This is a genomic window from Cohnella panacarvi Gsoil 349 (assembly GCF_000515335.1).
Taxonomy (GTDB): Bacteria; Bacillota; Bacilli; order Paenibacillales; family Paenibacillaceae; genus Cohnella; species Cohnella panacarvi.
Map to the genome: position 1 here is coordinate 3,339,185 of NZ_KI911563.1, position 25,218 is coordinate 3,364,402.

General features: G+C 42.5%; 20 protein-coding genes. All 20 read left to right on the top strand.

Going from position 1 to position 25,218, the window contains the following annotated elements; genetic code table 11:
• Positions 1–40: 40 nt before the first annotated feature.
• The 20 genes from COHPA_RS0116080 (at position 41) to neuB (ending at position 25,207) form a co-directional block, all read left to right on the top strand.
• Positions 41–2,188 (top strand): hypothetical protein, encoded by a 2,148-nt coding sequence (locus COHPA_RS0116080; RefSeq protein ID WP_027087187.1) that lies wholly within the window; start codon positions 41–43, stop codon positions 2,186–2,188.
• Between the two features lie 204 nt (positions 2,189–2,392).
• Positions 2,393–3,805: an MBOAT family O-acyltransferase gene (locus COHPA_RS0116085; RefSeq protein ID WP_027087188.1), complete on the top strand. Its 1,413-nt coding sequence runs from the start codon at positions 2,393–2,395 to the stop codon at positions 3,803–3,805.
• Positions 3,780–4,784 (top strand): SGNH/GDSL hydrolase family protein, encoded by a 1,005-nt coding sequence (locus COHPA_RS0116090; RefSeq protein WP_035119569.1) that lies wholly within the window; start codon positions 3,780–3,782, stop codon positions 4,782–4,784. The genes COHPA_RS0116085 and COHPA_RS0116090 overlap by 26 nt, the downstream gene beginning before the upstream one ends.
• A gap of 123 nt (positions 4,785–4,907) precedes the next feature.
• Entirely contained in the window at positions 4,908–5,912 is a 1,005-nt protein-coding gene (locus tag COHPA_RS0116095) for a Wzz/FepE/Etk N-terminal domain-containing protein (RefSeq protein ID WP_027087190.1), read from the top strand.
• Positions 5,905–7,827, top strand: coding sequence for a polysaccharide biosynthesis protein (locus COHPA_RS0116100; protein WP_027087191.1), 1,923 nt, complete (start codon positions 5,905–5,907; stop codon positions 7,825–7,827). Before COHPA_RS0116095 ends, COHPA_RS0116100 begins: the two co-directional genes overlap by 8 nt.
• Before the next feature lie 20 nt (positions 7,828–7,847).
• On the top strand, positions 7,848–10,223 hold the full coding sequence (locus COHPA_RS0116105) for an O-antigen ligase family protein (protein WP_027087192.1): 2,376 nt from the start codon (positions 7,848–7,850) through the stop codon (positions 10,221–10,223).
• A gap of 33 nt (positions 10,224–10,256) precedes the next feature.
• Positions 10,257–10,892 (top strand): sugar transferase, encoded by a 636-nt coding sequence (locus tag COHPA_RS0116110; RefSeq protein WP_035121109.1) that lies wholly within the window; start codon positions 10,257–10,259, stop codon positions 10,890–10,892.
• Positions 10,889–11,746, top strand: a complete 858-nt coding sequence (locus tag COHPA_RS0116115; RefSeq protein ID WP_027087194.1) for an NAD-dependent epimerase/dehydratase family protein — start codon at positions 10,889–10,891, stop codon at positions 11,744–11,746. Before COHPA_RS0116110 ends, COHPA_RS0116115 begins: the two co-directional genes overlap by 4 nt.
• Positions 11,747–11,767: 21 nt before the next feature.
• A complete protein-coding gene (locus COHPA_RS0116120) occupies positions 11,768–13,003 on the top strand; it encodes a glycosyltransferase family 4 protein (RefSeq protein WP_027087195.1) in 1,236 nt (411 codons plus the stop codon).
• A gap of 2 nt (positions 13,004–13,005) precedes the next feature.
• On the top strand, positions 13,006–14,025 hold the full coding sequence (locus COHPA_RS0116125; protein ID WP_035119570.1) for a polysaccharide biosynthesis protein: 1,020 nt from the start codon (positions 13,006–13,008) through the stop codon (positions 14,023–14,025).
• The gene (locus tag COHPA_RS0116130; RefSeq protein ID WP_027087197.1) at positions 14,025–15,134 is read left to right on the top strand and encodes a capsular polysaccharide biosynthesis protein CapF; all 1,110 of its coding nucleotides are present in this window, start codon (positions 14,025–14,027) and stop codon (positions 15,132–15,134) included. Before COHPA_RS0116125 ends, COHPA_RS0116130 begins: the two co-directional genes overlap by 1 nt.
• A 2-nt stretch (positions 15,135–15,136) precedes the next feature.
• A complete protein-coding gene (gene wecB, locus COHPA_RS0116135) occupies positions 15,137–16,264 on the top strand; it encodes a non-hydrolyzing UDP-N-acetylglucosamine 2-epimerase (protein WP_035119571.1) in 1,128 nt (375 codons plus the stop codon).
• A gap of 215 nt (positions 16,265–16,479) precedes the next feature.
• The gene (locus COHPA_RS0116140) at positions 16,480–17,712 is read left to right on the top strand and encodes a hypothetical protein (protein WP_027087199.1); all 1,233 of its coding nucleotides are present in this window, start codon (positions 16,480–16,482) and stop codon (positions 17,710–17,712) included.
• Between the two features lie 29 nt (positions 17,713–17,741).
• Positions 17,742–19,022, top strand: a complete 1,281-nt coding sequence (locus tag COHPA_RS0116145; RefSeq protein ID WP_027087200.1) for an O-antigen polymerase — start codon at positions 17,742–17,744, stop codon at positions 19,020–19,022.
• Between the two features lie 48 nt (positions 19,023–19,070).
• Complete coding sequence (locus COHPA_RS0116150) at positions 19,071–20,051, top strand: NAD-dependent 4,6-dehydratase LegB (RefSeq protein ID WP_027087201.1); 981 nt, start codon at positions 19,071–19,073, stop codon at positions 20,049–20,051.
• A gap of 12 nt (positions 20,052–20,063) precedes the next feature.
• Positions 20,064–21,230 (top strand): LegC family aminotransferase, encoded by a 1,167-nt coding sequence (locus COHPA_RS0116155; protein WP_027087202.1) that lies wholly within the window; start codon positions 20,064–20,066, stop codon positions 21,228–21,230.
• A 31-nt stretch (positions 21,231–21,261) separates the two neighbouring features.
• A complete protein-coding gene (locus COHPA_RS0116160) occupies positions 21,262–22,305 on the top strand; it encodes a sugar phosphate nucleotidyltransferase (RefSeq protein ID WP_027087203.1) in 1,044 nt (347 codons plus the stop codon).
• Positions 22,298–22,939: an acetyltransferase gene (locus COHPA_RS0116165; RefSeq protein WP_027087204.1), complete on the top strand. Its 642-nt coding sequence runs from the start codon at positions 22,298–22,300 to the stop codon at positions 22,937–22,939. The genes COHPA_RS0116160 and COHPA_RS0116165 overlap by 8 nt, the downstream gene beginning before the upstream one ends.
• Positions 22,940–22,943: 4 nt before the next feature.
• Complete coding sequence (gene neuC, locus COHPA_RS0116170) at positions 22,944–24,116, top strand: UDP-N-acetylglucosamine 2-epimerase (protein ID WP_027087205.1); 1,173 nt, start codon at positions 22,944–22,946, stop codon at positions 24,114–24,116.
• A 20-nt stretch (positions 24,117–24,136) separates the two neighbouring features.
• Complete coding sequence (gene neuB / locus COHPA_RS0116175) at positions 24,137–25,207, top strand: N-acetylneuraminate synthase (protein ID WP_035121111.1); 1,071 nt, start codon at positions 24,137–24,139, stop codon at positions 25,205–25,207.
• Positions 25,208–25,218 lie beyond the last annotated feature (11 nt).

Below are 25,218 nucleotides of genomic sequence, written 5' to 3' on the forward strand. Positions count from 1 at the left end.
CGTTATATGTTGTAGCACACTTAATTGGAGGATTTAGGCGATGAGGAAAATTAGAAAACTGTTGGCGTTGCTCGCAACATTTAGTCTCTTAATAGGTCTTATGAATATGTCTGTCTACGCAGAGGGACAACAGGAGCCTGAAGCCAAGATTATTAAGCCCGTAACCCTTGGAACGGTTAAACTCAAGGAAAATGTTACTGCCATCGTAAATAATGTTCTCTTGATGCCTTCTGACAACAATCAAGTGTTGAGTTTTACGTTGAGTATAACGAACAACAGCAATTCTGAATTGAATGTAATCGACTACTGGGCCAATGTCTCGACCAAGTCAGGGACGAAAATGAATGTTCAGATGGCAACCAATAACGTAAATAAAGTTCCTGCGAAGACATCGGCTAATATCATTTTTTTCAGCAAAGTAGCTAACAATATAAAGCTCTCTGATCTTATCATTAAAGTCATACAGTGGGACTTCTCAGCTACGAATTACTCTCGTGTATTAGGCGAAGTATCCGTAGCTGCACGTTATAATCCCGTAACTCCGGCGAATAGCGGAATAGCGGTTGCTGTAGAAGATGTTGAAACTGTGTTTACAATCAAGCAAACCGTTATGGGAAAGAGCGAAAGCTATTATCGTCCTGAAATTAAGTTGAATATTAAAAACAACGGAAAAAGAGCAGTAACGCTGCCAGATTATCAGTTGTATGTGATTACGGGTAACAATGTAATGTTTCCGTTAGAAAACAAGGGAATTAAGGGTACTGTGCTTAACCCTCTAATGGAGAAAGAATTCACGCTAACAGTCTCCATTCCGCTAAGTGCGAAGGCAGGCGGATGGAAGCTCGGTATTATGAACCCCATTCTAGAAGGGAAAGAAAAGATACCGGTTGCATTATTCGAATTGGTTGAGAGTAACGTTCAAGTCGGTGAACAATCAGGAAAATATTATAGCTTTACTAACGCGCAGGGGATGTATTATATCAAACTTGATTCGGTTAACCGTCTGCCCTTTGAAGATGACGATCTGATCGTGTCTAATTTAACCTTGGCTAATAAAAGCACGAAAACGCTAACGATACCCAAACTAAGTGGAGAGTACCTATTGAACGATTCAATTGAAGTTAGCGCTACCTCAAATAACAACGATAAATTGATTGCGCTTAAACCAGGTGAGACAACAAGTGTTCAACTTGTGGGAAAAGTCCCATACACTTTTGATATTTCTAAGATGAACGTAACCGTACAGCAATCTGATACGGGCAGCGGGAGTACTCCCGAAGTAACTGATCTAGTTGAATTTGCGCACTCTGGGGAGTTCACTAAGGTTAAGGAAGTGGCTTGGAATACTGGATTCAAGATTGAAGACGTGGGTTATCGCTCTGATGTTAAAATCAGCGAAATGAAACGTTTTATCGGCTTGAATGCGGATATTATAGCTGCACAGATTCAAGTCGTGAATTCAGAGAAAAGACAGGCTACGCTTCCTAAGCTAGCTGGATACTATGAGAAAGACGATGGAACGATCTATCCGGTAAATCTGGAACTGCCAACCGAAAAAGTCGCACCAAACGGGAATGCTATTCTGTATGCATGGGCAACGATACCGAAGACCGCCGCGACGCAAGAATTCAAGCTTGTTCTTGGTAAAGCCGTTGAGGTGAAATCGGACAATGCATCCGGCAGTGGGCAAAGCAGCACCCAATTAGCGGGGTACCTAATGCCATACTCTTTCGTACTACCTGCCGATCAACAAGCGAAGACCAGCTTAGCTGATATCTCAATGTCTCCATTCACGCTGACTTTTAATCAAATCAGGACTCAATTAGAGTATGTCAGCTCTACAGTCAGCGTCAAGTTTGATTACAACTTAACTCAAGACTTGTTGACCCGCGCGAATCTCAAAGATCATAAGATCGTAATCGAGATAAAGGATAAGAACAACAGCACATATGTTTTCTCTAAAGAAGTGGATCTGCCATCAAACACCTCTTCCGAATCTACACAGGGCTTTGCAATTGGTAAAAATACGTTACAATTATCATGGCCGAACAGAGATGATATTCATTTTGTACTTGAGAAGATGGATCAATATGAATTTAACGTGTATTATCAAATCCAACCTGGGTACAAACAATTGATTGCCACGCAAACGATTAGATGGTTCGCGGACCGGGTGATTACACCGTAATAGGATGTTAGAGTAAAACTGGGAATGATATGTGAATCGCACCCCTTAGATGGACATTGGAATAAACCCTTGGTTTATCCGATGGAAACTAGGGGGTGCATTTTTGATGCATAGATTTTGTAGACGTAGTAGTGTGTTCCCAAATTCGCTATAATACACATGATAAGGATAACTATCGACATTAGCCCATTTGAGGTGCCTTGGATGTTTTTCTACTCGCCGAACTTTATCGTCTTTATGCTCGTACTGCTCGTCCCGTACTTGATCTTCAAGAAACAACGTTTGGTACTGCTTGCTGCCGCTAACGCCCTGTTCTACGCAGTTCATCCCGAGGGGTTCATTGTCTTGTTCCTCGGCATGTGCCTGCTCACGTTCGCCATCGTTCATCTGATGGGACGTCCGGGATGGCGATGGTTGTTCTGGGTCGGTATCATATTAAATGTATTGAACCTCGCTTTATTCAAATACACGATTTTCGCGCTCGATAACTTAAAACTGTTAGGGTTTCAAAGCGCGTGGTCGGACGCCTTCGCGGATTCGATCGTACTCCCGCTAGGCATTTCATTCTATACGTTCGAATTCATTTCGTATTTGGTCGACGTGCGGCGCGGCGATTCGAAGCCTACACGCTCCTTCTTCGAATTCTGGGTGTTCGTCTCGATGTTTCCGCATTTGATCGCAGGCCCGATCATGCGAGGAGACGAGCTCATTCCGCAATTAGACAAGCTATCGGAGCGCAAGATTGGCTGGGCGGAAATGAAATACGGCGTGTATCTATTCACGTTAGGGGTCATTAAAAAACTCGTGATCGCGGATCAATTGTCGCCCATAGTCAAAGAATACTTCGATAAGGGTGCGTCACTCACTGGAACTGAATCGTGGATTGCCGCGTACGTTTTCAGCTTTTTTATCTATAACGACTTCTCGGCCTATACGGATATGGCTATCGGATTAGGTATTATGCTCGGCGTTCGATTCGCTGACAACTTTAAATCCCCGTATTTGAGCGGTGATCCGAGCGAGTTCTGGCGCCGCTGGCATATTACGTTATCCCGTTGGATCAGGGACTACATCTATATCGGACTTGGCGGTAATCGTAAGGGGCGGTTTCGCACTTATGTCAATTTGCTCGGAGCAATGCTGGTTAGCGGCTTATGGCACGGCGCCATGTGGACGTACGTCGCCTGGGGCGGCATACACGGACTGTTGCAAGTCGTTCATAGGCTGTCACTTGGCTTAAACCGATTCGGCTGGATCGCTGCCATACGTAAGAGCCGTCCATACCGAGTCGTAGCTGTTCTCGTGTTTTTCCATATCGTTACTTGGACGTGGGTGTTCTTCCACGCTCCGTCGATCGAGGTGGCGCTGGATATGACTTGGAAGATGCTCCACGCTCACATTGACAACGTCGTGACACATCCGACTTTCGTGCTCATAGTTTGTCTGTTCGCCGTACATATTGCCGAGTATCTACTCCGCAAATATGAAGGAACAGTAGGACGAACATGGCGGTACGTGCCGTTCCCGCTGCGCAGCGCGGTATACTTGATCGTCGTTGTAGGTCTGATCTATTACTCCAAGGGAGACAAGTATGAGTTCATTTATTTCCAATTTTAGAAAACGGCGAAGGCTGTATAACTTTGGCCTGATCGGATTAATAGTACTGTTCGGGATCGCCGAGAACCGTGTGTTCCGCAACCTCGACTTTTACGGTATGCAGCCCTATAGCTTCGTCGGGCAGTTATCCGAATTGGAGCATTCATTCGAGCTTATGGAGCCCGAGCGCATCATGGCGGCCGTATTCGGCGATTCGCAGAGCATCGATGCCCTTCGTCCCGACTTGATGGAGGAAGCGGCTGGACGCGAAGCAGGAACGATGTTTAATTTCAGTATCAGCGGAGGTAAAGCTTACGATATCTATCACACATACCTCCAGTATGCTAAGCAGCTTCCATCGCTACGAGATGCGATCATTGTCGTTAACGAACATCAATTAAACTCCTCCGGTATTGATCAGGATACTAAGTTCCGCTATTACGCGGGTTTCGGGGATCGTTTGCGCGTCATGAATATGAATAACTATGGGGAATTGCTGCTCGGTTGGGTGTCTAAAGCGTACGACATGCGTTCAGTCTGGGCGCCTATGTTGGATAAGTATTTTGAAGACGATCTGCCGGATCCAGTGAAATGGAAACTGGGAGGGATTCGCGCAAGAACCGCCAAAGCTCCGTTGACCGCTCAGAATGCAGAAGATACCGCTACTCGTTGGTTTGAGAACTATCAACTCGATGGGCTGCAGACGGATTCGTTGGAAGATCTGTTGCGTGACTTGCATGAACGCGGTGTCCGCACCACGTTATTGCAAATCCCTCGCTCATCGCTTTTCGAAACAGCGGTGACCAAACTATTCCCGAAAGAACAGCAACGCTATTTCGCCACGATCGAGGACCTGGCTCGGAGATACGAGGCGGAGTTCGTCGTTATGTCTAACGAAGGGCTGCCTGATGATCAATATTTCCGCGATACGAACCATTTGAATGCTAAAGGGGCGGCTATCGTCAGCAAGGATGTAGCCGAGCGGTGGCTAGGAAAATAATACTTATGGAACGGCTTCCAGTATCCGTATGCTTGTTATACAGAAATGACAACTGTATAATTAATAGGAATGATGGGGTAATAATTCGAGAATTTCGAGAGAATTCGACACTGAGGTGCAGTTATGGAGAAGGAAATTAGCTTGCGAGATGTAATTGAAGTCATAATCAAACAAAAATGGACGATTATTATCGTAACTTTTGCTTCAATATTAATTGCAGCAAGCTTAAGTTTATTTGTATTAAGTCCTAAATACGAGACCTTCTCTATCGTGAATATTCAAAGCAACTCACAAGATGAAACGATAAAAACAAAGTTTTTTACAGAGTCTATCAAAAGCTCAGTTGTACTTAATGCACTGATTGAAAAAAATGAGCTCAAGAATATCTATACTGTGACTTCTCTGCGTAAAATGTTTAGTTTGGAAACCACGCCTGATAATAGTTATATTAAATTAATAGTGCATGGCGAGAGTCCCGAACGAATTACGCAAATCTCTAATATGTTGGCCTATGAATTGGGCATATTAATAGAAACGGATGATCGCTCACTAATCATCGGTGCCGCCCAAAAAAGATTGAAAGAGTTGGAAAAAGAGATTGCCATAGCGAAAACAAAACTTTCCGAATCTCAAGTGCAGTTAGAGAAAATTCCAGCAGTTCAAAGAGAAAAGCAAGTGTTGTCCAATAATGAATTGTTACGATCGGTTTTGCAAGAAAGCGCAAACACAGATGTTAAATCATCAGCAAGTCTCCAGATGGAAAGCGAAGTTATTAACCCGGCATATACAGATATGCAGAAGGTCGTTGCAGAAGCATCCATTGCACTAAACCTACTATTATCTGAGGAAGAAGTTCTGAAACAAAAGGTGATTGAGAATACAAGCAGAGTACAAGAAATACAAAATAAACTTGCTAGTGAAAAGTTGAGTGGCAATAAAACGATAAGAATCTTAGATGAAATGAATGTAATCACAATTTCGCCGTCAATAAAACCCAAAGTGCCAGTTGGCCCTAATATTGTATTGAGTGTCATATTAGCTGCTGTTCTTGGCGCAATGTTAAGTCTCGTTTTCGTATTCTTGCGGAATTACTTGAAAGGAACGCCTAGGAGTGTAAAGGATGAATAAATATGTTAGATTGATTGCATTGCTTCTTATTGATGCAATTCTTGTTACCACATCGGTATACACTGCGTATTTATTGCGTTTTGATTTTGCGATTCGTCAAGAGTTTATTGACACGCTTCCGTATGTTTTTGCTTTGTTCGTAATCTTAAATCTATTTAGCTTCTATATATTCAAGATATACAAACGTATATGGCAATATGCAAGCATGGGAGATCTGCTCGCAATTATTAAAGGCGCATTGCTAAGCGGCAGCGCCTCTTTCTTCGTTCACCATCTACTCGTCAAACAATATTACTCTGATATTGTTGTTCCCAGAAGCATCTATCCATTGACGTTCATCATTATTTTCTTGACAGTAGGCGGGTCCAGAATAGTATGGAGGCTGCTTAGGGACAGTTATGGTAAGATAATGCCCCATCATAGAAGAGCTTTAATTGTGGGAGCTGGAGAGGCTGGAGTTATGGTGGTTAAGGAACTGCGCCGAGCGGGCTCAGTGCTTTACCCGGTCGCTTTCATTGATGATAACAAACAGAAACAAAATTATGAAGTGATTGGGATTCCTGTAGCGGGAACTCGCGAAGAAATACCCCATGCTGTGAAGAAGTACAAGATCGATGAAATTATCGTAGCCATTCCAACAGCATCGCACGCGGATATATCCGATATCATTAAAAGATGCAAAGAGATAGGACGCCAAATTAAGATTATTCCAAGAATGAATGATTTAATAAATGGGAAAATTACAATCAATATGCTGCGGGAAGTAAGCGTGGAAGATTTGCTTGGCAGAGAACCGGTAAAAGTAGATATGGATGAAATTACGAGCTATTTGAAGGGACAAGTCGTACTCGTTACGGGAGCGGGAGGCTCCATTGGCTCGGAGATTTGCCGCCAAGTTGCGGCCGTGAAACCAAAGAGTCTGCTGATATTGGGACATGGCGAGAACAGCATATATGAAATTGAGATGGAGTTGCGAAGAACTTACCCTTCTTTAAATCTACACCCGATTATAGCGGATGTTCAGGCGAGAGGGCGGATCGCCGAAGTGTTTCGTCAATATCAACCGCAAGTTGTGTTTCATGCGGCGGCGCACAAGCATGTGCCGTTAATGGAATCAAATCCGCAAGAAGCGATTAAGAATAATGTGTTTGGTACGAAGAACGTTGCAGAATGCGCGCATGCATTTGGAGCCAAGAGATTCGTGCTTATTTCTACGGATAAAGCGGTAAATCCAACAAGTGTGATGGGTGCAACGAAAAGAATTGCAGAAATGATTCTGCAAAATACTAATTCAAGTAGCAGCACGATTTTTACTGCGGTCAGGTTCGGTAACGTATTAGGCAGTCGTGGAAGCGTAATACCGGTGTTCAAAAAGCAGATCGCTGAAGGTGGACCGGTGACTGTCACCCACCCTGAGATGATCCGATATTTCATGACAATTCCCGAGGCGGTACAACTTGTTATTCAAGCTGGTTCATTGGCGACCGGTGGAGAAGTGTTCATTTTGGATATGGGGAGACCTGTGAAAATCGCTGAATTGGCCAGCGATTTAATCCGTTTATCGGGCCTTGAACCCGGAAAAGATATTCAGATCATATACACCGGTTTGCGGCCAGGAGAAAAGCTGTTTGAAGAAATATTAACGAATGAAGAAGGAGCATCAGCTACCAAGCATGATCGAATATATGTAAGCCGACCTTCTGATGTGGATAACGATAAATTGTTGAACGAGTTAAATGAAATGGAGAAGCACTTGTTGCAAGATATCAATGATCGCTCCCTGATAAAGCGGCACTTGGAACGACTCGTTTCAACCTATAAGTCCAATGAGATTAACGATACATTCGATAAAGAAATTGTGGATGAACAAATTAAAGCCTCGTTAGAATTAGTTGCTGCAATAGAACACAAATAATTTTAGTCAGGCGGTTTGTTATGAAAAATGCGAAATTAACAGGAACAATTGGTCAACAATCATGGACTTTTTGGTTTGTCATGTGTTTCATGTGTATATTTTTTATCGTTGCACCATTCTATCAAGGGTTATTTAATGGGGGACAGGTATTCGAACGCCCCCTCTATATATTGAGCATATGGTCTGCAGTTACCCTCGTAGTGATTTCCATTTACTTATATAAGCATTGGAGGATGAATAATCCGACGGATTGGATGACGATCGTCGCTTGGCTAATACCGCTGAGTTATTTGATTTCATTTATTAGCGCGGTATCCTACTATTCAGCTAAAGTGGAACTGCTATTTCATGTAGTCTATATCGTATTTTTTTTGATAGGAGCATATTTTTTCAAAAGTAAGTTGGGAGCTGCCATTCTTCAATACGGCTTGGTCGGTTCCGGATATGTAATTGTTATTCATGGGTTGCTGAATTGGTTCGGCAATGTCCATTATTTCCAAGCAGTATTAGCAAATCAATTATCCGGAGTATTCCAGTATCCGAATACGTATGCCGCTTACTTGTTTGGAATTCTGATTGTATCTTTAATCTTCGTTACTAATGCTAAGAAATGGTACACGATAATTCCTCACGCATTCATGTTGTTTCCGATCATGATCTCCCTTCTATTGACCATTTCGCGCGGAGGCTTGATCATTATACCTCTTGTATTGTTGGTGTATCTAATCTGTATCCCATGGACCAAACAACTGCTTGTTCTGATATACCTCGCAATCCTCGGGGGCGCTGCGCTAGCGGTTTACAGTAGAATGACTACGATACAGACAAACCTCAGTACACAGTTCATCGGCTCGGAATCCATGAAGGGATGGGTAATTGTAATCGCACTTTCCATAGTGATTACAGGCATTATATATACGATTCAAAGGTTTATTGCGGGTTCAAAACTGCCCAATCATCTAAAGAATGTAGTCAATATAAATAAATTGATCATCCCGCTGAGTTTTATCGCTTTCGGGATTATTGGAGCTTACTTGCTCATCGCAAATAACATCGTATCCGATCAGTTGCCATCTGGCATTAAGCAAAAGATCCAAAGAATAAGTTTGGAAGATGCCAGCATAACATCAAGGATTGAATTCTATAAAGATTCATTCAGTATCGCGAAGGATTATCCGATTATTGGGGCCGGAGGCGGCGCATGGGCTAGTTTGTATAACGAATATAAAAGCTTTCCCTACACAAGCGCGCAAACTCATAATGTGATTTCGCAAGTTTTGGTGGACACCGGGCTTGTAGGATTTGTTATTTTCTTTCTTTTCATTGGGCTCTGTTGGTATATTTTTATACGCAGCACGAGAATGCTCCCAAACTCGGAATGGAACGAGCAACGGCTTATCTTTCCGTTATTTGGTTTGACGATTTTGCTTCACAGTACAATTGATTTCGATTTATCGTTCGCGTATTTGTCTGCGCTTCTGTTTCTTTCTCTTGGGGTACTTGTTGCGGGAACAGAATCAAAGACGAAGTCTCCGCAAACGTCGAGAAAGAAATATTCGTCGGTCAAGCTTTATTCGATTATTGTTGCATGTATCGCGGTGGTTGTCTTTATTAACGCTCTCCAGGCTTTCAGAGCAGATAAACTATATAAACAATCTCAACAAGCAGCCGTACAAACCCATGATTACAATAACATCGTGAAACCATTAAATGCCGCTTTGAATCTGCAACCCAATCATCCAACATATAATCTATTCAAAATTAACGTGCTCCTATCTGTCTTTAATCAAACAAAAGATGAACAATATAGCGCTGAGGCTGAAGCATTACTGCAGAAGTTAGAGAAATCAGAGCCTTATAATCGACAATTAATTGAGAGTGAATTTTCCTGGTTTATAGTTAATGGCAAGTACGATCAAGCAGCAGAGTGGCTGCAATCGAAAATGAGTTTGCATCCATGGGATATCAATCTTTACGAGAAAGTTATTAATGTGTACTTCGATATTGGTTATCAGGCGCGTCTTCAAGGCGCTAATGAGAAAATGGCGGAGTCTTGGGAGCAGTCATTGGCCTTCTTCGAGAAGTACAAACAAAAGATAGAAGAGTTCAAGTCTTTGCCAAGCAGCCAGCAATTAATCGTTTTCGATGTTACTCCGTCAATGGCGATGACTGTGGGGAAAATACACTATATTCAGGGACAATATAATGAAGCTTTTTCTATGTTTAAGTTGTTCATTTCGACGAATCTCAGCACGATTGAAAATCGCACAGTAGCCCGCTGGTACATCGCGACGCTGTTAAAACTTCAAAGCGATACGGAGATACGCAAGGCTTTGATTAGCGCTTACCCGGAAGAAAAGCAGTTAATTGAAAAGCTTGTCGCAGATCAATTCTAAATAATCGAAGTTTAACATGGAGGTAGTGTGATGATGAACTATGTGATCATGAAACGATGGGTGGATTTTATCCTGTCAAGCATAGGGATGATCATACTATCTCCTCTGTTTGTCATCCTTATTGTAGCGATCAAATTGGACTCGAAAGGCCCAATCTTCTTTAAGCAAAAACGTGTTGGGGTTCACAAGTCACACTTTAATATACTGAAATTCCGAACAATGCGAACTGATACGCCAAAGGATACTCCGACACACTTGCTCGCGCATCCAGAGCAGTATATCACGAAGATCGGTAAGTTCCTAAGGAAGACTAGCTTGGACGAGTTGCCGCAGATCATGAATATTATTAAAGGCGAGATGGCGATTATCGGTCCGAGACCGGCACTCTGGAACCAAATTGACTTAATTGAGGAAAGAGATAAATACGGTGCAAACGATGTTAGACCGGGATTAACGGGCTGGGCTCAGATTAACGGCAGAGATGAGCTCTCCATCGAGGTTAAAGCAAGGTTAGATGGGGAGTATGTTCAGAGAATGGGGTTATTATTCGATATTAAATGTTTCATAGGGACTCTTCGAAGTGTTGCAAAGAGTGACGGAGTGGTCGAAGGCGGAACCGGTTCTAAGAAAGGCGAAGTTCGAAGCGATATGGAGACTATATCGAAATGAGAAAAATACTGATCACAGGCTCGAACAGTTATATAGGAACAAGCCTAGTCGCATGGTTAGAGACGTTTATGGGTAAGTATCAAGTGGACACCGTTAGTTTGAGAGACGAAGCATGGAGAGGTCAGGATTTCTCGGCTTACGAAACAGTCCTTCATTTGGCTGGCATTGCGCATGTATCGGCTGATCCACGAATGGAAGAGATGTACTACAAGGTGAATCGCGACTTAACCGTTAATGTCGCACGAAAAGCAAAAGCAGAGGGCGTAAAACAATTTGTTTTTATGAGCAGCATCATTGTATATGGGGATAGCAGCGGCCATCAAAGGATTATTGATAAGAATACAGTGCCAACTCCGAGCAATTTTTACGGCAAGAGCAAACTTCAAGCCGAACAAGGGATACAACCGTTAGAAGACAACAGCTTCAAAGTTGTTGTCCTCAGACCGCCAATGATATATGGGAAAGGTTCTAAGGGCAACTATCCTAAGCTAGCAAAAGCAGCGCGGAAACTCCCCATTTTTCCCGACATTCATAATCAGCGCAGCTTGCTTCATATCGATAATTTGTGCGAGTTCATTCGCCTCGTTATTGATAATGAAGAACGGGGGGCTTTCTTCCCTCAAAATAAGGAATACGTAAAGACGAGCGAAATGGTGAAAATGATCGCTGAGGTTCACGGAAGACGAATTCGTCTGACCAAAGCGTTTAATCCTATATTGAAAGTAATGAGATCGAAAGTTCGGATGATAAATAAATTGTTTGGAAATTTGTGTTATGAGATGTCAATGAGCGAGTATAAAGAGCATTATGCGATAAGAAGCCTGAGAGATTCGATTGTATTAACCGAAAAATAGGGATGAAAGGTTGCTACGAAATTGAAAAAGCATATATTGGTCATTTCGCAATATTTCTACCCCGAACAATTTCGTATCAATGATATTTGCACCGAGTGGGTAAACAGAGGCTACAAAGTTACGGTCGTAACTGGGATTCCGAACTATCCGCAAGGCAAGTTTTTTGAGGGATATGGGCTCTTTAAGAAGAGAAGAGAGTCGTATAACGGAATGGACATTATTAGGATACCGCTCATACCAAGAGGAAAGAATTCCATTATGCTAGCTCTTAATTATCTTTCATTCGTCGTATCCGGCTACCTTTGGAAGCTGTTCACGAAAATTAAAGCGGACTATGTCTTTATTTATGAAGTGTCTCCTATGACGCAGGCTTTACCGGGTGTTTGGTATGCTAAAAAGAAGAAGATACCGTGCTATCTTTACGTACAAGATCTATGGCCAGAAAACGTAGAGATCATTACTGGCATTAAGAATAAGTACATTATTGGATCAATTGGCAAGATGGTTGATTATATATATTCCCGCTGTACGAAGATTTTCGCAACTTCGACAAGTTTTGTGGGGGCGATTCAGAATCGTGGGATTCCCTCGGCAAAGGTTGAGTATTGGCCGCAATATGCAGAGGATTTCTATATTCCATTGGAGATAAGAAGCCATCCTAAAATCGCTAATGATGGGGCTTTTAATATAATTGTCGCAGGCAATATTGGTCATGCGCAGGGGTTAGACGTGTTGCCGAAAGTCGCAGTATTACTAAAGGAAATGAACCCCTCCAGAAGGATTAGATTCAATGTCGTAGGGGACGGCAGATATAAGAATGAATTGATGGAATTCGTCAATTCTAATCACGTTTCCGACATGTTTAACTTTATCGAGAAGCAACCGGCGGTTAGGATCCCGGAGATGATGGCAGTATGCGATGCTGCATTTTTGAGTTTAACGGACAGTCCGTTGTTTGCAATGACCATCCCTGCAAAACTTCAGTCTTATATGGCCTGCGGAATCCCTATCTTAGTTTCCGCCAACGGAGAAACCAGCCGTATTATTGGCGAATCGCATGCGGGATTTTCTAGTCCAGCCGGAGATCCGTCGCAACTTGCATATAATATTATGGACTTAATTGCTAAGTCGCCAGAAGAGTTAGAGCAGCTAGGGAATAATGGAAGAGCATATTACGATATTAACTTTAACAAGCAAGAGTTGCTAAATAGAATGGATGCTTATTTCCGTCACAACACATCCTCTGAGGTGAATTAAGTATGTTTAAGGATAAAACACTTTTGATCACGGGCGGCACGGGTTCTTTCGGAAACGCGGTGATGAAAAGGTTTCTCGAAACGGATATTAAAGAAATCCGCATCTTTTCCAGAGATGAAAAAAAACAAGACGATATGCGCAAGCTCTATAAGAATGAGAAACTCAAGTTCTATATCGGCGATATTAGAGATTTGGCCAGCGTTAAAAACGCGATGTACGGCGTCGACTACATTTTTCATGCCGCTGCCTTGAAACAAGTACCTTCTTGCGAGTTTTTTCCACTGGAGGCCGTGAAGACGAATGTATTAGGCACGGAGAATGTGTTGGTCGCCGCTGTAGAGAGCGGAGTTGAAAAAGTGATTTGCTTGTCTACGGATAAGGCGGCGTATCCGATCAACGCGATGGGGATCTCCAAAGCGATGATGGAAAAGGTGTTCGTCGCGAAGTCCAAGACGGTAGATTCGAGCAGAACCTTAATTTGCGGAACCAGATACGGCAACGTGATGGCATCCAGAGGCTCGGTAATCCCATTATTTATCGATCAGATTAAAAGCGGACAGCCGCTGACGGTAACGAATCCGAATATGACCCGTTTCCTTATGAGTCTGGAAGAAGCGGTGGAACTCGTGCTTTTCGCATTCGAAAACGCGGAAGCGGGAGATATCATGGTACAGAAGTCGCCTGCGTCTACGATTGGAGACTTAGCTCAGGCGATTAAGGAACTCTTCAACGCAGATAACGAAACAAGAATTATCGGTACTAGACATGGCGAGAAACTGTATGAGACGCTTCTGACCAAGGAAGAGCATGCCGTAGCGCAGGATATGGGCGGATTTTATCGGGTACCTGCGGACCAGAGAGACCTTAACTATGATAAATTCTTCATTGAGGGCGATCACAAGTTGTCTACGGAAGATGAATACAACTCTCACAACACTCGGATTTTGAACGTCGAAGAAATCAAAGATCGACTATTGAATCTGGAATACGTCCGAGAACAGTTGAAGGGTTGGAATAATTAGTGAAAATACTTGTTACGGGTGCACAGGGCTTCATTGGTAGAAATCTAATTGCAGAGCTAAGGAATCGCAAGTATACGGAAATATTCGAGTACGGCAAACATTCTTCCGCTTCCTCTCTAGATGAGTTTTGTAAAGAAGCGGATTTTGTATTCCATCTTGCTGGAGTGAATCGCCCGAAGGAACCATCCGAGTTTACAAAAGGAAACTATGGATTGACGGCGTCGCTATTGGAGTCATTGAAAAAACATGGCAATGCATGTCCAGTATTGATCTCATCGTCGATTCAGGCAGAGCTTGATAACCCGTATGGGGTTAGCAAAAAAGCCAGCGAGGATCTGTTATCTTTGTATACGGATCTGACAGGTGCCAAAACGCTAATCTATCGGCTACCCAATGTCTTCGGTAAGTGGTGCAAACCGAACTATAACAGCGCCGTAGCGACATTCTGTCACAATATCGCGCATGATTTGCCGATCATGGTGAATGATCCGAGCGTGATCATGAACCTTGTATATATCGATGACGTAGTAGAAGAGTTCATTAACGCTATGAACGGCAAAGAAAACACGTCAGGGAATTATTGTCGAGTCCCAGTAAGTTATAAGGTGTCGCTTAAGGAAATCGTCGATTTACTCAATTCCTTCAAAGAAAGCCGCGAGAATCGATCGATTCCTAATGTGTCGGATCCTTTAACGAAGAAGCTGTACTGCACTTATCTGAGTTTTTTGCCAAAAGGCGGGTTCAGTTACGATCTGAAGATGAATATCGATCATAGAGGCTCATTTACGGAGTTTCTTAAGACGCCGGACAGAGGGCAAGTATCCGTCAATATATCAAAGCCAGGCATCACGAAAGGGAACCATTGGCATCATACGAAATGCGAGAAGTTTCTTGTTGTCAGCGGCAGGGGAGTTATTCGCTTTAGAGGCATAGATTCGTATGAAATCATCGAGTACTTTGTCAGCGGAGATAAATTGAAGGTCGTCGATATCCCTCCCGGATTCACGCACAACATAGAAAATCTCGGCGATACAGATATGGTTACGATTATGTGGGTTAACGAGTTCTTTGATCCCGAAAAGCCGGATACGCATTTTTTGGAGGTATGAGCGTGAAGAGACTCAAAGTCATGACAATCGTGGGAACGAGGCCGGAAATCATTAGGCTATCGGCTGTCATTCTTCAACTGGAGAAGTCCAATGCTATTGAACATACGCTGGTCCATACGGGACAAAATTACGATTATGAGCTGAACGAAGTTTTTTTTAACGACTTCAAACTTAGAAAGCCGGATTACTTCCTAAATGCCGCTACGGGAACCGCCGTAGAGACGATCGGCAACATATTGATCAAGATAGATCCTATATTGGAAGAGGTCAACCCGGACGCCGTACTGGTTCTTGGCGACACGAACAGCTGCTTGTGCGCGATCGCGGCCAAGCGTAGACAAATTCCAATCTTCCATATGGAAGCCGGCAATCGTTGCTTCGATCAACGCGTTCCCGAGGAGACGAATCGCAAGATTGTCGACCATACAGCAGATATTAACTTAACCTATAGCGATATTGCAAGAGAGTATTTGTTGAGAGAAGGTTTGCCTGCTGACCGAGTGATCAAAACCGGAAGCCCGATGTTCGAAGTACTGAACTCTAGAAAAGACGACATTGAGAGCTCGGATATTCTTAGCCGTCTGGAACTCAATGAAGAACAATTTTTCGTCGTATCGGCTCACAGGGAAGAGAACATCAACTCGGAAGTGAACTTCTATGATTTAGTTGAAAGCTTGAACGCGATCGCCGAACAAACCCAGCTTCCGATTATCGTCAGCACGCATCCAAGAACGAAGAAGATGATCGAATCCAGAGGGATCGAGTTCCATCCGCTAGTAAATACGATGAAGCCGCTCGGGTTTAACGACTACGTCAAGCTTCAACTAAAAGCTAGAGCGGTGCTAAGCGATAGCGGAACGATTAGCGAAGAATCCTCCATTCTCGGGTTTAGAGCACTCAATATTAGACAAGCTCACGAGAGACCCGAGGCAATGGAGGAAACATCCGTCATGATGGTCGGGTTGAAGAAAGAGAGAATCCTTCAGGGGCTGGCGGTTCTCGAGACGCAAGAGAAGGATACGTTAAGGCGCGTTGCAGACTATAGCATGCCGAATGTCTCGGAGAAGGTGCTTAGAATTATTATTTCCTACACGGATTACGTCAATAGAACGGTATGGAGAAAGAAATAGGAAGTCGGGTCGAGGGGAATGAAGGTATTTATGTACTAGCCGGTGGTAATATTATTCGACGAATGCGTTCGCGAGTCGAATGAATGTGTGTATTCGAACGACCTTAGTCTCAATTCCTGTAATCGCTTGCGGTGGAGCATGAAACATAGGCGATTTCAAGAAGGTTCTTGAAGGGTTAGCTTATTCAGCACATAAAATATACTGGAGTGTTTCTCATGGCTACTGAGCATCATGATAGACGGCTTTATGAACATTTGAGAAGATATAACGACTGTAGTTATGTGAACGAATTCTTCGTGCTGACCAGAAATGAGCAATTATTAGGTTCTGCCAATCAACATAAGTCCAACTTTAGAGTGCATTTTCTTTTTATTGTCTATACATTAGTGTCTGCTCTCTTATTAATTATTAATTTAGTTCATAAGCATAAGATCGATGACAGTAAAGAACTTGCCGTAGCGAGAGTAGCTAGAGAAAAGGATAGAATCATGAATGTCCGACCTGGGTTGCAATTTATTGGGGATAATATCAAGAACAGGGACTTCACGATTTATCGAATTGGAAACCGCTATTCCAGATTGATGTTTCTTTGTACATCTTATGTAAAGTTATGCCTTCGTGACTTTTACACAATTAAAGATATATTGCGTGATGAACAACTGTTTCCCAACCGGCTTGCTTTTCTTTCGTGGTATGTTAATCGCATTCCCCATACGGTGGTTTATGGAAATGCGGTTGAGAACGTAATATCTAGTTATCCTTTTTCCGATGTTTATATAGGGGCCACGCATGATCGATTTGCTTTAGTTACGGGGAGAATAACAAATAAATATAATAAAAGATTGATATGCATTCCACACGGAGTAGAAACGACAGTCAAGATGCCGGGCGGATATGTAGGGGATGTATTTTATTGTTCATCATTAGAAATGGCAGAAAAGTTGAACAATGTATATGAAACGTCAAAGTTTACTTTTGACCAGGAAGTCACAATACGGATGTATCAGGTTAAAAAGAGTGTTAGTGATCACTATCGAGATCGAGAGAAACACTTCGTATTCTTTACTCAGCCCAGCTTTGCTGAACGAACCAAAAATATAATAGTTATGATTGCTAACCATCTGAAGACTAAAAATCAAAAATTATATCTGAAGCTCCACCCAATCGATAACCCTTTAGATTTTGTTGTTGAAAATACTGAGTTCATAAATGATTTTCGTGAATCAATTATTGGGAATGTATGCATATCTACTTTATCTACCGCTCTGCTTGAGGCCATTTATAATGATTCAACTCCAATAACCGTTATTCGCTTGATTAGCGATACTGACGTGTTAACAGGACATAGTGAGTATTTAAATGACAAACGAATATTTAAACCAAAAGATGAGAGAGCTTTGATTGAATTAATTGATTATATTATTGTCGAACATGATAAACTGAAGTAGCAATAACTTTCCGAATAGGATGAATGATAGTGACGAAGTCATGGGTTTCTTTGATTTCTTTTGTTGTACTTCAAATCGTAATGGTCATAATCTATTATGCAGCCTATATTCCGCCTCTAGTTTTTATGTGGTTTATTAGCGTATTGTACATTATATCGTTGCCAAAGTATCTATTCTCTCCACAAAATATGATTTTTGCCTACTATTTTTTGTGGTACGCAATGGCACCTGCCTTCGCACTTCGCTTTCAAGAGTATACTTTTACAACCGCCGCAGAAAAGTCGGCATATTTAATGTTGTTTTTTACTTATGGTGTTTCTATAGTATTCCTTACGTTTTGCGAAGCTTACTTTGAATCGAAGAATAAACTTAAAAGCAACGATCATGAACTAATTAAACCTCGGAAAATTAATAAGGTTATCGTGATCAGTGCCGCATTGATCTTAATATCTTTATTCTGCTACATTCAGAAAACAGGCGGGATCAGTAATTGGATTAAAAACCCCACGAATGCGTTCATAGATCGACGAGGAGCGGGCGGCTTTTATTTGCTTTTCCTGCATTCATTAATGTTATTCGCATTAGCCTACGGAGTGTTAATTTTTAAAAAGAGAAGCAAGACACTTTTCGGCATCTTCTTCCTCATTATTTTATTGTTATCGGTGTTTATCGGCTCCAAGTCCCAAATGATGCTCCTTATTTTTATTTCGATCGGCCTGTTTGTTCTAAATAGGCGGTTGATTACGAAATGGGCTTTTTGGGTGATTAGTACAGTCCTCGCAATATTCACGTTGGGCATTTATCAAAGGAATTACACATGGATAACGCTTTCAGATTTTGTTCCCTACTCTTTAAATTACTTTAATACGTATGAGATGTTTGTTGTCATGCTTAAAGATTACGAGCCGTCATTCTTACAGACAATCCCTCTGCCTTTGAACTGGATCCTTATGAAATTTGGATATCACATTAACGTCCCTTTTCATGATATGAGCATCTGGCTCACGTCGATCTATTATCCTCAAGACCATGCAGTATCAGGAACTCAACAATGGCCAATAGAAGCGGATTTGTATTTGAGTTTTTATTATATATTAGGTATTCCAGTATTAATGCTGTACCTTGCATGGATAGCGTATGCTTTTTATAAAGCGAGAACAGGTTATTTATCATGGATTCTAATCTATACGATTGAGTTTATATATATTGGATCTCACTACCGTGGGGGACTTTTCATATATAGGTATTTCTGGCTTATTCCATTTTATATACTTGCTGTATTTATATTTAGAAAAAATAAGAGTGAATAATAATAGTGCATCTCGAAACATCGAGAATTTATGGAAGGGGACAGAAAGTTGAATCGTATACTTGTTACCGGGGCAGATGGATTCATCGGAAGTCATTTAGTTGAGGAACTTGTTAAAAAAGGGAAAAAGGTTACGGCGTTCGCATACTATAACTCGTTTAACTCTTGGGGATGGTTGGATACTCTCGATACGGATATCAAAGCAGAAATCGAAGTGTTTACTGGGGACATCCGGGACCCGCACGGCGTAAAAGAAGCCATGAAAGGAATGGACGAGGTTTATCACCTTGCGGCACTTATCGCCATCCCCTTCAGCTATCACTCTCCCCATACGTACGTGGATACAAACATTAAAGGCACATTGAATGTTTTGCAGGCCGCAAGAGATCTTAACACTGCCAGATTGCTTGTGACATCGACATCAGAGGTGTACGGTACTGCACAATATGTGCCTATCGACGAGAATCATCCTTATCAGGGTCAGTCTCCGTACTCTGCTACCAAGATAGGAGCTGACCGGTTAGCGGAATCGTTCTTTAGAAGCTTCAACACGCCGATTACTATTGTCAGACCGTTCAATACTTATGGGCCGCGACAGTCCGCGCGTGCTGTCATACCGACGATCATCACGCAGCTGTTGGCAGGAAAAGAAGAGATTCAATTAGGTTCCTTAACGCCGACAAGAGATTTTAATTTCGTTAAAGATACTGTTGAAGGCTTTATCGAGATCGCCAAGTCAGAGAAAACGATCGGCGAGGAAATTAATATCGCGACGCAACAGGAAATATCGATAGGCCAGCTTGCTGAAGAGTTGATCAGACAAATCAATCCGAATGCCAAAATTCTCTGTGACGAACAGCGGCTAAGACCCGAAAAAAGCGAAGTCAACAGATTGCTTGGTTCCAATCAGAAAATAAAATCCCTGACTAACTGGGCACCGAAATACACATTCGAACAAGGACTTGCTGAAACCATCGAATTTTTCAAAAGCAATTTAGATAAGTACAAATCGGAAATCTATAACATCTAGAAGGAGGAGCAAATGAGCCGAAAATTCATCCCTCTTTCTGTGCCTCATCTAAAAGGAAGAGAATTGGAACTCGTGACACATGCAGTCGAAACGGAATGGGTATCTACTGGCGGACCATTTGTGAATGAATTTGAGAATAACACGGCTCAGTATGTAAATTCAAAGAGTGCAGTGTCGGTTCAGAATGGAACGTCAGGGCTACATATCGCTCTGCAGATTTGCGGTGTCACTAATGATGACGAAGTCATAGTGCCTGCACTCACCTTTATTGCCGCGGTGAATCCGGTCCGATATATCGGCGCGACCCCCGTATTTATGGACTGCGATGATTCTCTCTGTATGGATGCGGACAAGCTTTCGGAATTCTGCGTAAACGAATGCAGTTTTGTGAATGGGAAGCTTGTCAATAATAAGACGAAAAAGCATATAAAAGCTCTAATTGTCGTTCATGTATTCGGGAATATGGGCGAAATGGAAAAGTTAATGGAAGTAGCAGACCGATTTAATCTAACGGTGATCGAGGATGCAACGGAAGCAATTGGAACCTACTATACGGAAGGTCAATTTAAGGGTCGTTATGCCGGCACAATTGGAAAGGTAGGCGTGTACTCTTTTAATGGAAACAAGATCATGACTACCGGAGGCGGTGGCATGATCGTTTCGGACGACGAAGAGTTGCTCCGGAAAGCGAAACATTTGACCACTCAGGCGAAGAGCGATGAACTCTACTATACGCATGATGAGATCGGCTATAATTATCGCATGACGAATCTTCAAGCTGCACTAGGGTTAGCTCAGTTAGAGCAACTGGAACGCTTCATCGAGACGAAGAAACAAAATTACTACTTATATCAACAATTGGTCAAAGATATTCCCGGCTTGTCGATCCTGAATTTCAACAGCCGGATTAGAAGCAACTATTGGTTTTATTCCTTATACGTGGGTGACGAATATCCGCTAGATCGAGATCAGGTTATAAAGTTCTTAGCATCCAAACAGGTTCAAGTAAGACCGATATGGGGCTTGATCAACGAACAGAAGCCTTATCTCGGCAGCCAATCCTATCAAATAGAACGAGCTAAAGATTACTGGAGCAAGGTAGTAAACATCCCATGCAGTTCAAACTTGGGTAAGGAAGATGTACTTTATGTCATCGAGTGTTTAAAAAACCATCGGTAACTCCGTAGAGTGCCTTGAGGAGGTAGATTATGTGGATGTAAAAGATTTTCTAATCGACGAAGAGGCTTCCATGCTTGAAGCTATGGCGTTGCTTGATAAAATAGCCAAGAAAGTGCTCTTTGTCGTGAAGGATGGCCAGTTCTCTGCTTCCATTACAGATGGGGACATTCGAAGGTGGATCCTGAAAAAAGGAAACCTAGACTCAAAAGTGAAAGACATCGCAAACTATAACCCAAAGTTTATTTATGAGAAAGACAGGGCGTCCGCGAAGGAAATCATGCGCAAATTATCGATCGAGGCGCTGCCTGTCCTTAATCGCGACAAAGAAATCATCTCCGTAATTTTATGGCATGATGAAATCAAAAAGCAAAATAAGCTACAGGCACCTGTAGTTATTATGGCGGGCGGATTGGGAACGAGACTCTATCCTTATACGAAGGTGCTCCCGAAACCTCTCATCCCCATCGGTGAAATTCCGATTGCCGAACATATCATAAACCGTTTCAATGAACACGGATGCGACAAGTTCTATCTCGTCGTAAACCATAAGAAGAATATGATTAAAGCTTATTTCAACGAAATCGATAAAAATTATGATGTTGCTTATGTAGATGAGGATCAACCATTGGGGACAGGTGGAGGATTAAGTCTGCTCAAAGGAAAGATCGACTCTACTTTCATTCTGACCAACTGCGATATTTTGATCGATGAGGATTACGATAAGATTTATTCGTACCATAAGAACGAGAAAAACCTTGTAACGATGGTGTGTTCCTTGAAGAAGGTTCAGATCCCTTACGGTGTTATTGAAATTAACGAGTCCGGTGAAATCGAAGCGATGAAGGAAAAACCGGAATTCTCGTTCTTTACGAATACGGGTATGTATATCGTCGAACCTCAGGTGATCAAAGAGTTGGAAGAGAATAAGGCAATTGGTTTTCCGGACATTATCGAGAAGTATAAGCATGCCGGAGAAAAAATCGGTGTCTATCCAATAAGTGAATACTCATGGTTGGACATGGGGCAGATGGATGAGTTGGAGAAGATGAGAAGAAGGCTTGAGCGCGATGAATAAGAAGATTCTGCTGGTTGGTGGAGGCGGGCATTGCAAATCGGTTCTGGATGCTCTTCTCCAGACCGGCCATTATTCCGAGATCGGAATTATTGACATGGATGAGAACATCGGCAAGACCGTTTTGTCTGTTCCCGTCATTGGCAACGATAATGATTTACAACGTTTTTTTCAGTACGGATACTCTCATGCATTCGTAACGTTAGGCAGTATTGGAAATCCAGGCAAACGCGTTAAATTATTTCATCATCTAGAGATGATTGGATTCGAGATTCCGATTATTATGGACAATACTGCGCTCATTGGTCAAGATGTAAAGCTCGATAAAGGTGTTTTTATCGGCAAAAATGCGGTAGTAAACGTTGGGTCAATCATTCATAAAGGTGCTATTATTAATACTTCGGCAGTCGTAGAGCATGATTGTGTGATCGATGAATTTGTACATATCGCTCCAGGAACTGTTCTGTGCGGGGAAGTGCATATCGGCACGAACTCGCATATTGGAGCAGGCAGTGTCGTTAAACAACAGGTCAGGGTCGGTGCCAACGTCATGATCGGAATGGGTAGCGTTGTTACAGATGAAATCGCTGACAATGTGACGGCATTTGGGAATCCTTGCAGGGAAGTCCGGAGGTGAAGATGTGAAGCGAAGAAAGATATGTGTGATAACCGGAACCAGAGCAGAATACGGGCTGCTGACGTGGCTAATGAAGGAGATCAACGGGGATCGAGAACTTGATTTGCAAGTGATCGCTACCGGCATGCATCTTTCACCCGAGTTCGGACTGACATATAAGCAGATTGAACAAGATGGGTTTCAGATCGATGCTAGAGTAGAAATGCTTCTGTCCAGCGACAGCCCTGTCGGAATTTCGAAATCAATCGGCCTCGGGACTATTGGTTTTGCGGATGCTTATGAGAGACTACAACCCGATCTCGTCGTTATACTAGGAGATAGGTTTGAAATATTGGCAGCAGCGCAAGCGGCCATGATTGCAAGAATTCCCATTGCTCATTTGCATGGAGGGGAAACGACCGAGGGTGTGATCGACGAAGCGATTCGTCATGCAATAACCAAGATGTCGCACCTTCATTTTGTTGCTGCAGAGCCTTACCGCCAAAGAGTGATTCAACTAGGGGAAGACCCGCAAAGAGTATTTAACTTCGGTGCTCCGGGTATTGATAATATTGTAAAACTAGAGCTTTTAGACCGAGAAGAGTTTGAGAACTCTATAAGTTTTTCGTTGGGCCAAAGGAACTTCCTAGTCACGTATCATCCAGTTACATTGTATAAACAAGGACCTGAACGTGCCTTCGAGGAACTACTTCGATCATTTGACGAGTACCCGGAGGCACATGTTATATTCACAAAGTCAAATGCCGATACTGATGGACGAATTATTAATCAAATGATTGACGAGTATGTAAGGGCGAATAGCGGGCGAGCAGTTGCATTTACCTCATTAGGTCAGTTGAGGTATCTAAGTGCAATACAACATGTAGATGTTGTAATCGGCAATTCTTCAAGTGGGTTAATTGAAGTTCCATTATTTAAAAAAGCTACGATTAATCTAGGAGATCGACAAAGCGGGCGACTGAAGGCAGATTCCGTAATTGATTGCAATGAGAAGAAGGAAGATATCGTTAATGCCATTAGCATAGCATTGTCCCAAGACTTTCAAACTAGTCTTGCCCACATTGAATCACTTTATGGGGCAGGTAATGTAGCTATTCAAATAAAGAATGTGCTCAAAATGGTAAACCTAGACGGTATTACTGTTAAAAAATTTTATGATATGCTCAATATGTCATAAGGGGAATCGTGATGAACCGAATGGGCCACACGTACATCATCGCCGAGGCCGGCGTAAACCATAATGGATCTATTGAAATTGCTAAACAATTGATTGATGCAGCAGTAGAGGCCGGAGCAGATGCTGTGAAGTTTCAAACGTTCAAATCGGAGAAGATCGTTAAGAGGCAAGCGATTAAGGCGCAGTATCAAATGAAGACAACGGATTCAAATGAAACGCAACTCGAAATGTTGAAGAAGCTGGAATTGGATGAAACCATGCATCAGGTTCTTATTGAGTATTGCAATGTGAAAAAGATACAGTTCCTATCCACGCCGTTCGACTTAGAGAGTGTAGATTTATTGGCTAATACATTTGATTTACCAATGTTAAAAGTACCTTCAGGAGAAATTTCTAATGGACCGTTGTTGCTGAAGATGGCGCGCACGATGAAGCCGATCGTCATGTCAACGGGCATGTGCACGATTGCTGATGTGGAGTCGGCGTTAGCCATCCTTGCGTTTGGTTATCAGGATATCGGCGAAGAACCCTCAATGACGGCTTTTCTGAACGCCTACTGCTCGGAAGAGGGTCAGCAACAGTTGAAAGAAAGAGTTACACTATTGCATTGCACATCGGAGTATCCTGCTCCTTTTAACGAAGTTAATCTAAAGATGATGGACACACTGTCCCATGCTTTTCATTTGCCAGTTGGTTACTCCGACCATACGAATGGAATCGCGATTCCCATCGCGGCCGTTGCGCGTGGGGCGAAAGTCATTGAGAAGCATTTCACGCTGGATCGCAACATGCTAGGGCCGGATCATAAGGCTTCATTAGAACCTGATGAACTAAAGCAGATGGTACAATCCATCCGACAAGTTGAAGTGTCAATAGGTAGTCCGAACAAGAAGCCGGCTCCATCGGAATTAAACAATAAAGATGTCGTTCGCAAAAGTCTTGTCGCTGCAAGAGATATTCAAGCGGGAGAGATTTTCACTGAAGAGAATCTGACGTTTAAGAGGCCTGGGTTTGGAGTTTCTCCCATGCAGTATTGGGAATACTTAGGTCAAAAGGCAGTTAAAGATTATTTGGAAGACGACATGATTTAATATATTAGTTC